11 protein-coding genes are annotated in these 13,153 nt (G+C 69.5%); 6 read left to right on the forward strand and 5 right to left on the reverse strand.

Features of this window, described 5'->3' with window-relative positions:
• The first annotated feature begins 8 nt into the window (after window positions 1–8).
• Window positions 9–668 (forward strand): uracil-DNA glycosylase, encoded by a 660-nt coding sequence (locus COC42_RS12520; RefSeq protein WP_096344186.1) that lies wholly within the window; start codon window positions 9–11, stop codon window positions 666–668.
• A 23-nt stretch (window positions 669–691) separates the two neighbouring features.
• Window positions 692–1,765 (forward strand): serine hydrolase domain-containing protein, encoded by a 1,074-nt coding sequence (locus tag COC42_RS12525; protein ID WP_096343646.1) that lies wholly within the window; start codon window positions 692–694, stop codon window positions 1,763–1,765.
• Here COC42_RS12525 and COC42_RS12530 read toward each other — a convergent pair.
• Together COC42_RS12530 and COC42_RS12535 are read right to left on the reverse strand one after the other, a co-directional pair.
• Complete coding sequence (locus tag COC42_RS12530; RefSeq protein ID WP_096343647.1) at window positions 1,744–2,448, reverse strand: hypothetical protein; 705 nt, start codon at window positions 2,446–2,448, stop codon at window positions 1,744–1,746. The two genes, COC42_RS12525 and COC42_RS12530, sit on opposite strands and share 22 nt — an antisense overlap.
• On the reverse strand, window positions 2,445–3,644 hold the full coding sequence (locus COC42_RS12535; protein ID WP_096343648.1) for a toxic anion resistance protein: 1,200 nt from the start codon (window positions 3,642–3,644) through the stop codon (window positions 2,445–2,447). The genes COC42_RS12530 and COC42_RS12535 overlap by 4 nt, the downstream gene beginning before the upstream one ends.
• Before the next feature lie 354 nt (window positions 3,645–3,998).
• On the opposite strand from COC42_RS12535, the gene COC42_RS12540 reads away from it, so the two are divergent.
• Together COC42_RS12540 and COC42_RS12545 are read left to right on the forward strand one after the other, a co-directional pair.
• Window positions 3,999–4,964 carry a magnesium and cobalt transport protein CorA gene (locus COC42_RS12540; protein WP_096343649.1) on the forward strand — a complete coding sequence of 322 codons (966 nt, stop codon included), beginning with the start codon at window positions 3,999–4,001 and terminating at the stop codon, window positions 4,962–4,964.
• Window positions 4,955–6,094, forward strand: a complete 1,140-nt coding sequence (locus COC42_RS12545; RefSeq protein ID WP_096343650.1) for a GNAT family N-acetyltransferase — start codon at window positions 4,955–4,957, stop codon at window positions 6,092–6,094. Before COC42_RS12540 ends, COC42_RS12545 begins: the two co-directional genes overlap by 10 nt.
• On the opposite strand, the gene COC42_RS12550 is transcribed toward COC42_RS12545, so the two are convergent.
• From COC42_RS12550 to COC42_RS12560, 3 genes are read right to left on the reverse strand one after another with little or no spacing between them, the layout of a single operon-like run.
• Window positions 6,069–7,712: a hypothetical protein gene (locus tag COC42_RS12550; protein ID WP_176484678.1), complete on the reverse strand. Its 1,644-nt coding sequence runs from the start codon at window positions 7,710–7,712 to the stop codon at window positions 6,069–6,071. The genes COC42_RS12545 and COC42_RS12550 overlap by 26 nt on opposite strands.
• A 9-nt stretch (window positions 7,713–7,721) precedes the next feature.
• The gene (locus COC42_RS12555) at window positions 7,722–9,242 is read right to left on the reverse strand and encodes a hypothetical protein (protein ID WP_141395851.1); all 1,521 of its coding nucleotides are present in this window, start codon (window positions 9,240–9,242) and stop codon (window positions 7,722–7,724) included.
• Window positions 9,239–10,873: a hypothetical protein gene (locus COC42_RS12560; RefSeq protein WP_096343652.1), complete on the reverse strand. Its 1,635-nt coding sequence runs from the start codon at window positions 10,871–10,873 to the stop codon at window positions 9,239–9,241. Before COC42_RS12560 ends, COC42_RS12555 begins: the two co-directional genes overlap by 4 nt.
• 89 nt (window positions 10,874–10,962) lie before the next feature.
• Here COC42_RS12560 and COC42_RS12565 point away from each other — a divergent pair, with 89 nt between their 5' ends.
• Both COC42_RS12565 and dgcN read left to right on the forward strand, forming a co-directional pair.
• Window positions 10,963–12,129 (forward strand): serine hydrolase domain-containing protein, encoded by a 1,167-nt coding sequence (locus tag COC42_RS12565; protein WP_096344187.1) that lies wholly within the window; start codon window positions 10,963–10,965, stop codon window positions 12,127–12,129.
• Window positions 12,126–13,136 (forward strand): N-acetyltransferase DgcN, encoded by a 1,011-nt coding sequence (gene dgcN, locus COC42_RS12570; protein WP_096343653.1) that lies wholly within the window; start codon window positions 12,126–12,128, stop codon window positions 13,134–13,136. The genes COC42_RS12565 and dgcN overlap by 4 nt, the downstream gene beginning before the upstream one ends.
• The last annotated feature ends 17 nt before the right edge of the window (window positions 13,137–13,153 follow it).

The raw sequence follows: 13,153 nt of genomic DNA on the forward strand, positions 1-13,153 counted from the left end.
CCGCCTGCATGTTCGCGCCAAGCCCTATCCCCGATACCGAACCGCCGCGCGACTGCCCGCGCTGCCCCCGACTCGTCGCCTTTCGCGACGCCTTGCGGGTCGAGTATCCCGACTGGTGGAACGCGCCCGTCAATGCCTTTGGCGATCCCGATGCGTGGCTGGCGATCGTCGGCCTGGCGCCCGGCAAGCACGGTGCCAACCGCACCGGCCGGCCCTTTACCGGCGATCATGCCGGCGTCCTCCTGTTCGAGACGCTCGCCAAGTTCGGGCTCGCCGAGGGCGAGTACGCGGCGCGGCCCGACGATACGCTGAAGCTCAAGGGTGCGATCATCATCAACGCGGTCAAGTGCCTGCCGCCCGAAAACAAGCCGACGCCCGAGGAGATCCGCACCTGCCGCCCGTTCCTTGAGGGACAGATCGCCGCGCTGCCCGCGCCGCGCGTGTTCGTGGCGCTGGGCCAGATCGCGCATCAATCGGCGGTCAAGGTGCTGGGCGGCAAGCTGCCAAAGGCCAAGTTCGGGCACCTCGCCGAACACCGCATGCCGGGGGGCGAGGTGCTGATCGACAGCTATCACTGCTCGCGGTACAACCAGAATACCGGCCGGCTGACCGCGCCGATGTTCGAGGCGGTGTTCGCGCGGGCGCTGGAGGTTCGGGGGGAAACCTGACGCGGCTCGGGCATTGACCAGGCATGACGCGCCGCCGCCTTGTGATGCTCCTGCCGCTGTTCCTCGCCGCCGCATGCGATGCCGAACCGCGCGACCGGTTAGTTGCTGTGAAGCCGGTGGCGGCGTCCACGCGCGGCCTCGACGCCGCAATGCTCGCGCGGACGGTCGAGGCGGCGGGGCGGTTGCCCCGGATCCGCTCGATGATCGTGCTGCGCGACGGACAGGTGCTGGCCGAGCATCGTTTCAACGGCGGGCCGCCGCTCGACAGGCCGGTCAACATCAAGTCGGCGTCGAAGCCGGTAATATCGGCGCTGGTCGGCATCGCCATCGCGCGCGGCGTGCTGACGGGCCCCGATCAGCCGATTCTCCCGATCCTGCGCCGCGACGCGCCCGCGGATCCCGATCCGCGGCTGGCACGCGTGACGATCGGCAATCTCCTGTCGATGCAGGCGGGGCTCGAGCGGACCTCGGGCGAGAATTACGGGCGCTGGGTGTCAAGTCCCGATTGGGTCCGCTTCGCGCTGTCGCGCCCGTTCGTCGACGAGCCCGGTGGACGGATGCTCTATTCGACGGGCAGCACGCATCTGCTGTCCGCCGCGCTCACGCGCGCCTCGGGACGAAGCACGTACGCGCTGGCACGCGAGTGGCTGGGCGAGCCGCTCGGCATCGCCATTCCGCCTTGGCCGCGCGACCCGCAGGGCATCTATTTCGGCGGCAACGACATGCTGTTGAGCCCGCGTGCGCTTGCCCGCTTCGGCGAGCTCTACCGGCTCGGCGGCCGGATCGGCGGGCGGCAGGTGGTGCCCGCCGGCTGGATCGAGGCGAGCTGGACGCCCCGCACCACGTCGCCCTGGAGCGGCGAGCGCTATGGCTATGGCTGGTTCGTGAGCGAGATGCGCGGCCATCCGGTGCGCTTCGCCTGGGGCTATGGCGGGCAGATGCTCTACATCCTCCCCGACCTGCGGCTGACCGTCGCGATGACCTCCGACGCGACCGCGCCGCGTGAGGGAGGCCATATCGACGCGCTGCATCGCCTCGTCGCCGACGGGATCGTTCCCGCCGCCGAGCGGGGGGCTCAGACCCCCTCATCCCCCTGATAGCGAATCTGCAGATAGCGCCCGCGCGTCGCCAGCAGGTCGAGGTCGCCCTGCGCCAGTTGCGCGGTCATCGTCGCGATTTCCTGATCGATGACCTTCAGCCCCTCGACCAGCTGCGCGTCGGGCGTGGCGCCGTTGCGTTCGGTGCGGCGGAGCGGTTCGGGGACTTGCTGATAGCTGCGCACCAATTCGGGTAGCTGTTCGGCGACCAGCTTGCGCACCTCCGCCGCGGCCGGCTCGCGCTCGTCGAGCCGGGCGAGCTGCGGTGACAGCGTCTCAAGCTTCACGCCGATCGAATCGACTAGCGTGCGCGCCGGGACGGGGAGGGCGAGGCGCTGGCCCTCGAGCCACTGTTCGGTCTGAAGCGGCAGCGCCTTGAGCGGCGTCTCCGCCAGCCGTTCAGGCGTCGGCGCGGCGTCGGTGCGGGCAAAGGCGATGACAAGCGTCGTGGCGATGAGCAGGCCCATGACGATCATCGCCCCCAGCGTGCCGAGCGGGGTGACCATCCCGATCGCCAGCGCGATCGCGATGATGAGCCCATCGGCGAGCACGATTGCGCCGACGCGGCGCACGATCGTTCCCTCGCGCCGGCGCCCGGCGCGGCGCGACAGGCTGGAGCGACGCTCGCGCGCGCGCTCCAGCGCTTCGTTCGCGCGGGCGATCTGGGCGTCGACCTCGCTCACAGCGCCTCCAGCTTGAAGGTCTGGCCGCCCGCGCCGGCATTCTGCGCGGCACCTTCGGCCCGGGCGATATAGCCCTTCGACTTCTCGACCTCGTTGCCGAGCGTCGTCACCGTCGTCTTCATGCTGTCGAGCGCCTTCAGCTTGAAGCTGTCGATCGCGTCCATCGTGTCATAGATGTTCTGGAAGGCGCGCTGGAGCGTCTCGAGCGGGATGGTCGAGGACGCCGACTGCTCGTGGATGCGGGCGGTCTGCGACTTCAAAAGGTTGCCGGTTGAATCGATCAGCCCGGCGGTTGTGGTGTTGAGCGCGGTGATCTGTTCGAGCACCAGCTTCTGGTTGGTGAGCGCCTGCGCCACCGTCACAGCGGTGCGCAGCGCCGAGACCGTGGTGGTGCTGGCGCGATCGACGCCCTTCACCAGCTCGACATTGTTCTTCTTGACGAGGTCGAGGGCGAGATAGCCCTGTACGGTCACCGCCATCTGGGTGAGCAGATCCTGCGTGCGCTGACGGGTATAGAAGAGCGCGGTCTCGCGGATCGCCTTGGCCTTGGCCGGGTCGGTGTGATCGAGGTCGTTGGCCTTTTCCTCCAGCCGCGCATCCATCGCCTTGGACAAGTGGATCATCTGTTCGAGCCGGCCCATCGCGGCCCACAGGTTGGCGCGTTCGGTATCGATCGCGGCATTGTCCATCAGGAGCTCGTCCTTGCCCGAGGCAAGGCGCTTGAGGATCGCGGCGATATGGCTCTGGGCGGACTGATAGCCGTCGAAATAGTCGCGCATCCTGTCGCCGAAGGGCAGGATGCCGAACAGCTTCTTCTTGGTGAACAGGTCGCCCTTCTTGCCGGGGTCGAGATCCTCGACCGTGCGGCGGAGCGCGAGCAGGTCGGCACCGACGCCGCTTTCCTGGTCCATCGCGCGGACGGGGCGGTCGAGGAAGCGGTTGGACTGGCCCGCCGCCTCGCGAATTTCCTTGTTACCCATCGCGCTGATCGCATCGACCCGCTTGCCAAACTCGGGCGAATTGACGTCCTGCGCGACGAGATCGTCGATGAAGGCGTCCACCCGCTGTTCCAGTTCGGACTTCTTCGCCTCATCGACGGGGACAAGGCCCGCGGCCTGGGTCGGCGCGACCGCGGGCACCGGGTCCGGCGGGGTCAGCTTCAGTGCGGGTTCGGCAGTCGTCGTCTCGGTCGCCATTCCATCCTCCGTCGAACGCCCGCGACGATGGCCGCAACGGGCGCCGGCTTCAACCGTGTTACATAGTCAATACACTTGAGCGTGCAAGCGCGGCGATGGCGGATGCGCAGGCCAGCGCCGTCGGCATCGCGGAGGAACCGAGATGCCGTTGCTCGCGGTCCGTCCCGACGGGGCGGCGCCGCTTCCGCGCGCGCCGCCACGAACAGTCATGGCGGGCTCGTCGCTTCCGATCTCCCCGCCGGTCGCCACCAGGTCCGGCTAGCGGGCGGTCCCGACGCCTCGGTACGGCTGATGGTCGTCTCCCGCGCCTCAACCCATTGCACGCCGCGCATCGCTCGCCCAGATAGCGCCGGCATGACCGTCGTCGCCGCTACCCTCTATCGCGCGGGCCAGTGTGTCGGCCCCGTGTCGCTCGACGCCGTGCCCGAATGCCATGGCGACGACGAGTTCGTGTGGATCGGCCTCTACGAGCCGAGCGAGGCGGAGCTACGGACGATCGCCGACCGATATCGTCTCCACCCGCTCGCGGTCGAGGATGCGGTCAAGGCGAACCAACTGCCCAAGCTCGACATCTATGGGGAGCAATTGTTCGTCGTCGCCCGCACGGCGCATCTCGACGGCGATCATATCCGCTATGGCGAGACGGCGATCTTTGTCGGCAAGCATCATATCGTCACCGTCCGCCACGGCTCTGCGCGCGCACATACGGCTTTGCGCAAGGAACTCGAGACCTCGCCCGCGCTGCTCCGTCGGGGGACCGATTATGTGCTCCACGCGATCCTCGACTTCATCGTCGACGGCTATCAGCCGATCATCGACCAGATCGAGGAATGCGTGCTCGAGATCGAGCAATCGACGCTCGACAGCTTCCTCGACCGCGAACAGATCAGCCGGCTGTTCACCTTTCGCCGCCAGCTGATCCGCTTCCAGCGCGTCACCATCACGATGAGCGAGCTGGTCGGCAAGCTCGTCAATCTCGACATCCCCTGCATCGATCGCGACATCCGGCCCTATTTCAAGGATGTGCTCGACCATATCCGCCGGACCGAAGCGACCACGGCGACGTTGCGCGAAGTGCTGGGCCAGGTGTTCGAGGTGTCGAACCTGCTCGAGCAGCAGCGCCAGGGCGCGATCACGCGGCAGCTGGCGGCCTGGGCGGCGATCCTCGCGGTGCCGACGGCGATCGCCGGCATCTATGGCATGAATTTCGAGTTCATGCCTGAATTGAAGATCAAGGGTGCTTATTTCGTCGTGCTGGGCGTGATCGCGGCGCTGTGCGGCGTCCTCTATGCCCGATTCAAGGCGCTGAAGTGGCTGTAACGGCGCGGATCGCGCGCGGGGTGTCGGAGATCGCCGCGGCCGATTGGGATGCGTGCGCGGGGACCGGAAACCCGTTCCTCAGCCACGCCTTCCTCGCGCTGCTCGAACGATCGGGGTCGGTGGGGGGGCGAAGCGGCTGGACGCCGCTGCCGATCGTCGTCGATGGCGCGGACGGCCGGCCGGCGGCGATCGCGCCCGCCTATGCCAAGACGCACAGCCAGGGCGAATATGTGTTCGACCATGGCTGGGCCGATGCCTGGGAGCGGGCGGGGGGCAGCTATTATCCCAAGCTTCAGGTCGCGGTCCCCTTCACCCCCGTGCCCGGCCCTCGGCTATTGCTGCGCGAGGGCGTCGTGCCCGCGCCGCTGATCGCGGCGGTGGAGGCGGTGGTGGACCAGAATGGCCTCTCCTCCGCCCACGCGACCTTTGTCGAGCCGGCGCAGTTGCCGGCATTCGAGGCGGCGGGATGGTTGCTGCGCGAGGGGGTGCAGTTCCATTGGGCCAATCGCAATTATTCGAGCTTCGACGATTTCCTTGCCGACCTCGCCAGCCGCAAGCGCAAGAATTTGCGCAAGGAGCGTGCCGCCGCCACCGGGGGGCTGACGATCCGCCACCTGACCGGAGCCGAGATCACCGAGGCGCATTGGGACGCCTTCTGGACCTTCTATCAGGATACCGGCAGCCGCAAATGGGGACGACCCTACCTCACGCGTGCCTTCTTCTCGATGCTCAGCGAGGCGATGGGCGACCGGGTGCTGCTGATCCTCGCCGAGCGTGGCGGGACGCCGATCGCGGGGGCGCTCAACCTGATCGGCGCGGACGCGCTCTACGGCCGCTACTGGGGCTGCGTCGAGGACGTGTCCTTCCTCCATTTCGAGCTCTGCTATTATCAGGCGATCGACGCGGCGATCGCGCGCGGCCTCGCGCGGGTCGAGGCGGGGGCACAGGGCGAGCACAAGCTGGCGCGCGGCTATGCGCCCGTCGCGACCTGGTCGGCGCACTATATCCCTGACCCGTCGTTCCGCCGCGCTGTCGCCGATTTCGTCGCGCGCGAGCGGCTGGCGGTCGAGCGCGAGGCCGAGATGCTCGGTGAACTGACGCCGTTCAGGAAGCCCGGTTCGCCCGATTGATGGCTTCCATCCGCGTTCTCATTTCCGGCCCATAGGGTCCGAGATCCTGCATCATCAGCCGCGGGGGCCGGGCGGCGTCGTCGACGCGGAACAGGGCACTGGTCCCGCGGCGCCATACCGGGATCAGCCCAGCCTCCAGCCGGCGGTCATAGGCCGGGGGCTCGACCAGCCAGACATAATCGTAGGTCTGGCGGGGGAAGCGGACGAGGCTGACGGCGATCGGCCGCCACCATTCACGCGCGCATTTGACGTCGGTGACGATCTGCGACGGGTCGTGGTTGAAGCCGCGCGCGCCCTGCAGCTTGACGGTCAAGAGCTGCGCCCCCGCCATCGACCACTGGTCGTTGGCATAGGCGAGCTTCCGTTCGAGCGCGATGCCGGGCAGGTGCTCCAGCCGCGACATCTTCCATTCGTTGCGGCACGTCTCGCCGATGAACGTGATGAGGCGCGCGCCTTCAGGCAGCTTGTCGAGCGCGGCGAGCTCGCGGTCATAAGCCTTGTCGTAGAGCCAGAAGCTGTAGGTCGTGGCGGCGATCCGCACCCCGAAAAAGGTCAGCCCCGCCGCGGCCATCAGCGCCGCGTGACGCATCGGGATACCGGGCTTGGGCCGAAGCGCGAGCAGCGCAATGCCGAGCGCGAAGGGCGCGAGCCGCATGTCGGCATAGGCCGAGCCGAACACGATGCGCGGCAGGAGCAGGAACACCGCGATCAGGAACAGGGCCGAGATGCTGAGGTGCCGCGAATACTGGATATTGGGGTCGCGCAGTCCCTTCAGCATCACCAGGAACAACGTGGCGAGCGTCGCCATGTCGAACAATTCCCAGCGGTCGCGAAAGATCATCGTGACCCACTGCATCTTCGCACGCCAATTGAACCAGTCGCCTGTCTGACCGCTGACATGCCCGCCGGATCGCCAGGCGAGCATCAGGATGACCGGTGGGAACAGCGACAGGCAGTGGATGCCCGCCCAGAACGGCGCCTTCCACTTGTCCCGGAGCGCCGGGTGCCGGTCCCACTGGCGGATGAGCTCGCCGGCGAAAGCGAGGACGCCAAGCAGGCCCCAGCCATAGGTATGGCAGATCCATAGGATGAGGCCGATCGGCACGAACAGCACCACGCGCAGCTTCAGTCGCCCAAGCCGCGCCAGCCGCAGCCAGAGGGCGAAGGCGTTTAGCGCCAGCGCCATCGACAGCGCGAAATTGACGAAGCCGAAATGGAAGGGGAAACTGTAGACGATCGGCAGGGCGAACAGGGCGGTCGCAGGGATGCGGCCATGTACCTCGCGCGCAATCCAGAGCAGGCCCGTGGCGGTCAGCACCGGCGTCATGAGCACGATCAGCTTGACCGCCAGCTCGAGGCCGAGGATCGGTTCGAGCGGCACGATCATCAGGTCGATGCCGAGATTGCCGATCAGCTGCCAGTCGAAATTATACCAGTCGTTGAGCCACGGCACCTGACCGTGCGCCAATTGGACCCGGTAACGACCAAGATGGCCGGGGAGATCGACCAGTGGCGGGATGTCGGGCCAGATCAGCGGCAGCGCCGCCAGCAGCGCCATCGCCGCGACGAACCAACGTGTCTGCCACCACCTTAGCGGTTCCTGCCCAACCCCCTGCATCGCGCGTCCTTAGCGGCTGGGGGCAGGGGGCGACAAGCCGCTCGCTTCCTGACTTGCCGCAATGCGATAGAGTGTTGAGGGACCGTCGGCCGCTTTTCGGATCGCGTCGCGGGCGAGCCTGGGGCGAGTGGGAAACCCGATGGTCCAGACATGCGTGAAGATGCGGCGATCGGCATCGCGCACGGCAGCGGCAAAGTCGGTCGGGGCGTATTCGCACGCTTTCGGATAGACGAGCTGTGACGGGTCGCGATCATAGGGGGCAGCAAGCGGATAACGGTGGCCGAGCAGTTGCTGGCCCGCAATCGTCCACTGGCCGTTGTCGAAGATGTCGCGCCGAACTTCTGCGACGCCCGCCAGATGGCCGAGCCGGTCGGACGACCAGTCGGAAGCGCAAGGCTCGTTCACCAGCACCAGCACCGCTGCCCCGCGCGGGATGGCCGGGACGATGCGGAGGGCGGCTTGCTGCCGCTCCGCCACGATCACGAAGCTCGCGGTGGTGGCGGCGGTGCGGACGAGGAGGAAGGCGAGCCCAAACAGGAGCAGCCGGATGGCGAGGCGCGGGTCGATCACGCGCACCGCGGCCAGCGCGACCGCGACGGCGGGCGCAAGCATACGCATGTCGACATAGGCCCCGCCGAGAGCAATGCGGGGGAGCGCGACGAACGCGGCGACAAGGATCGCCGCGACCGCCCCCAAAACCGGGTCGAAACGGAAAGCATGGTGGCGGACTGCGGTCCAGAGAATGGCCGCGATCACCACGGCGCTGGCCACGTCGAACCATTTCCAGCGGTCGCGCAGCAGGCCAGCAACCCACACCGACTTGGCGCGCCAGTCCCAGGCGAGTGGTTGTGCCTCGCCCGCCGGTGCCGCGATCATTGCGAGGATCGGGAGCGCGAGCGGCAGGCAGGCAAGGGCGGAGGCGACCAGCGCCTTCGGCAAGCGTTCGCCCCGTTCGCGCCTCAGCGCGGCCTCGCTCGCAAACGCTGCAAGCCCGAACAGGCCCCAGCCGAAGCTGTGTGCAATCCAGAGCGCGCAGGCGACCGCGGCGAAGATCGGTGCGCGCACCACCGGGCGTGGGGCGAGACTGATCCACCCTGCAAGCGCCCACAGCGCTAGTGCCGCCGACAGCGCGAAATTGACGAAGCCGAATTGGAATGCTTGTCCATAGGCGAGCGCGGCGGCGAAGCCGATCAGCGGCGGCACGCCCTGTCGTCGCACGTGCGCGAGCATCAGCAGCCCGCCCACGAACAGCGCCGGGATCGCCAGCACGATCGCCTTCGCCGCCGCCTCGGCGCCGATCGCCCGCGCAAGTGCGACGGCGGGCAGGTCGACGCCGAGATTGCCGACCAGCGCCCAGTCGTAGCGCCAATGCGCCTGCAGGGCGGGCGAGCGCGCGAGCTCGGCGGCGATGTGATAACGACCGATATGGCCGGGCAGGTCGTTCAGCGGCGGGATCGCCGGCCAAAGGAGCGGCAATATCGCGCAGAGCAGTAGCAGCGCGGCGATCCGCATGCCCGACGGCCGGGTCATCGGACGCGCCAGACCGCCGGTACGCCGGTGACCTCCAGCCAGGCGGGGGGGCGGCCCTCGACCATAGCCGCGCCGGCGCCGCGCTTGATCCGCATCGTGTCCAGCGCCGCGGGGCAGGCCACGACATACTCGGCGCGCACCGACCGCACGATCGACCGCGCCCCCGTGTCGTCGGCGGCCAACAGGCGATAGCTGGCGAGATTGCCCGCGGCGTTGCGGTGATAGGGGGCGGCGATGGCGTGGTGGCGGGTGGCGACGGCCAGCCACGGGCCGAGATCGACGGGCCCGAGTACCCGGCCCGGCGGCAGCGACCGCATCGCTAGCGCCTGCTCGATGCCATCGCAGGCGGGGCCGGGCGACGGCGGATCGGCGACCGGCAGCGCGGCAGCGGCGAGCGGCCAGGCGATGCCCGCCCCCGCCATCCACACGGGCAAGGCAGCGAGCGGCGACACCGCGCGCGCCCGGTCGAGCGCCAGCGCCAGCAGGGGCGCGGCGAGCGCGGCGGCGGCGTAGGCGCCCCGCAGTTGGAGGAGCGATACCGCCAGCCCCGCCGCGACCAGTGCCGCGACCGTCAGCCGCCGAGCGTCGCGCGCGACCCATGCCGCCGCCACGAGCGCCGCGAGGCCGAGCCCAGCATAGCCGATCGCCCAGCGCGGATCGGCGGCGAACAGCGGCTGCGCCTCGCCCACCTCGGTCAACCAGATGCGGGCGAGCGCCGGATCGACCGCGCCATAGGGCGATAGACAGACCGGTGCCGTTGCCAGGAGGGCGGTGAGGGCGGCGATCGAAACGGCGGCAAGGACCGCCAGCCGTGCTCGCCGCGTGTCGAACGCGGCGCCGATCCCTCCGATCGTGAGCAGCGCCGCGCCGCCAATCGTGCCCGCCCGCCAGCTCGCCCGGGCGAAGCCGTCGCAGGGCGCGCTCGCCCAGTCCATCGGCGCGAAGACCGCGGCCGCAAACGCCAGCGTGAGCAGCAGCGATGCGCCGATGGCCGCCAGCCGTCCGCGGTCGCCCGCCAGCCAGCCGAGCGTCGCGACGGCAAGCCCCACCGTGAGCACCGGTGCCGTTTCCATCCCGATCGTGAGCGACAGCGCCGCCGCTCCACCCGCGAGCGCACCCCCCGCCAGCGCGCGGGGCGTGACGAGCCCCAGTGCGAACAGCGCGAGCAGCACCATCTGAAATCCGTGATGATCGATCCGCCCCGGCGCGAACAACGTCGTTGCGGGATAGGCGAGCGCGGCGAGGATCATCGCATCGCCCGCGCGCGCGCCGATCGCGCGCGCCACTTGCGCCAGCGCGACCAGAAATGCCGCGAACAGCAGCGCCGGCCACAGCACCAGCATCGCCGGCTCGCCGAGCCCCGCCTTCAGCATCGCCGCGGGGACGAGGTCGGGAAGCCGAGACCAGTGCATCGCGGTGCCGTCGACGCCGATGCGATATTGCGTGAGGTCGCCGAACGCCTGTCCGCCGAGCCAGTCGCGGATCTGCTGTAACCGCACCGCATCGTCGCCGTCGGGCAGCGCCAGCCGGGCGAGATCGGCGCCGCGCACCCACGCCCAGCCGAACGTCATCACGCCCGCGAGCGCGCCGGCAAGGCCAAGGTCGCGCGCGATCGGCAGCGGGCGGGTCATGGCATATGGGGGTAAGCGTGGATGGTTAAGGAGCGGTAAGGGAGCACGTGGTGGACGCCGCGCGGCCGCCCGGTTAGCGTCGCGGCATGATGCCGATCGCTGCCCTCGCGCTCGCCCTTGTCTCGCCGCAACAGCCGCCGCCGCCGGCCGAGCCCGTCGCGGGTGCCCGCGTGGTGGTGGAGGGCGGCAAGGTCGTCGCGGCGCAGTCAGCGGGCTTCGCCGATCCCGCCGCGGCGCGCCGCGCGACCGTGGACGATCCGGTCCGCGTCGCCTCGATCTCGAAGCTCGTTGTGGCGATCGGGGTGATGCGGCTGGTCGAGGCGGGGACGCTCGACCTCGACTCGGACGTGTCGGCGCGGCTCGGCTGGCGGCTGCGCCATCCGCGCTTCCCCGACGTGCCGATCACGCTGCGGCTGCTGCTCTCGCACCGGTCTGGGCTGGCCGACGGCATCGACTATGTGCTGCCGCTCGACGCCGATCTGCAGGCCGCCCTTTCCGATCCGAAGGCGTGGGGGGCGGAGGCACCGGGCGGCTACTTCCGCTATGCGAACATCGCCTGGCCGGTGATCGCCTCGGTCATGGAGCGCGCCACCGGCGAGCGCTTCGACCGGCTGATGGACCGGCTGGTGCTCGCCCCGCTCGACATCGCCGGCTGCTTTCAGTGGGAAGCGTGCGATGCTGCGACCGCAGCGCGCGCGGTGGTGCTGGTCGAGCCCGACGGCACCCCGATCCGCGACGACAATCGCGGTACCAAGCCCGTCTGTTCGGTCACGCCCGCCCGAAGCGGCGGCTGTTCGCTGGCAAGCTGGGAGGCGGGGCGCAACGGCGCGATCTTCTCGCCGCAGGGCGGCCTCCGCATCTCGGCACAGGGGCTGGCGAAGATCGGCCGGCTGATCGCGGGCAGCGGCAGCGTCGATGGCGTGCGGCTGCTCACCCCCGCCTCGGTTCGGGCGATGACGACGCCGGCCTGGACCTATGACGGCAGGAACGGCGCGATCGAGGGCGGCATCTATTGTCGCTATGGCCTCGGCGTCATGTTCACGGGGAGCGGCATTGCGGGTTGCCCCGACGACCTGTTCGGTGACGGCCGCCCGCGGGTCGGCCATGCGGGCGAGGCCTATCGCCTGCGCTCGGGTCTGTGGGTCGAGCCAGGGGGGCGGGTGACGGCCTATTGGTCGACGGGGATCCCACAGGATGCGCCGCTGGGCAGCTCGGGCTATTCGGCGATCGAGGAACGGCTGGCGCGCGGGCGATGAGCACGATTCCCACCCCCTATCTCCTCTATCTGGGGGCAGCGACCGACTTTCTCGGGCTCAAGACCGCGCGCGGGCTCGCGACCTTTGCACCCGACAAATGCGTCGGCGAGTGGCGGCACGACGAATGCCCCTACAGCGTGGGGCTCGAGCGGCTGACGCTCGAACAGGGGATCGCCGCGCGGACGCTGGTGATCGGCATCGCCAATCCGGGCGGACGGATGGATGCGCGGGTGGTCGCCGATGCGGCGGCGGCGGCGCGGGCGGGGCTCAACATCGCGGCGGGGCTGCACCAGCGATTGCGCGACGAGCCCGAGCTGGCCGCTGCGGCGGCAGAGGTCGGCGTTCGCCTGTTCGACGTGCGCGATCCGCCTGCGGGGCTGCCCGTCGGCAATGGGCGACCCCGCGACGGGCGGCGGCTGCTGACGGTCGGTACCGACTGTTCGGTGGGCAAAATGTACGCGACGCTGGCGCTCACCGCGGCGATGCAGGCGCGCGGCCATGCTGCCGATTTCCGCGCAACCGGACAGACCGGCATCCTCGTCGCGGGCGAGGGAATCGCGATCGACGCGGTGGTCGCCGACTTCATCGCCGGCGCGGTCGAGACGCTGTCGCCGGCGCGGGGCGATGGTGGGTGGGATCTGATCGAGGGGCAGGGCTCGCTGTTCCATCCGAGTTTCGCGGGGGTATCGACCGGGCTGCTCCACGGCGCGCAGGCCGATGCGCTGGTGCTGTGCCACGAGGTCGGGCGGCCACACCTGCGCGGGCTGCCCCACTATCCGGTGCCGGGGCTGGCCGAGTGCCTCGACGCCAATCTGCGCGTCGCGCAGCTGACCTCGCCAGAGGTGCGTGCGGTGGGCGTGTGCCTCAACACCGCGCATCTGGACGAGCCGGCGGCGCGCGCGGCGTGCGAGGCGGCGGCGGCCGAACTCGGCCTGCCCGCGACCGACCCTTATCGTTTCGGTGCCGAGCCGATCGTCCTGGAGATCGAGCGCTGCTTCGCCGCCTGACCGCCGAGCCGCGCGCC

Origin of the sequence: Sphingomonas spermidinifaciens (assembly GCF_002351485.1) — a bacterium.
GTDB lineage: Bacteria > Pseudomonadota > Alphaproteobacteria > Sphingomonadales > Sphingomonadaceae > Sphingomonas > Sphingomonas spermidinifaciens.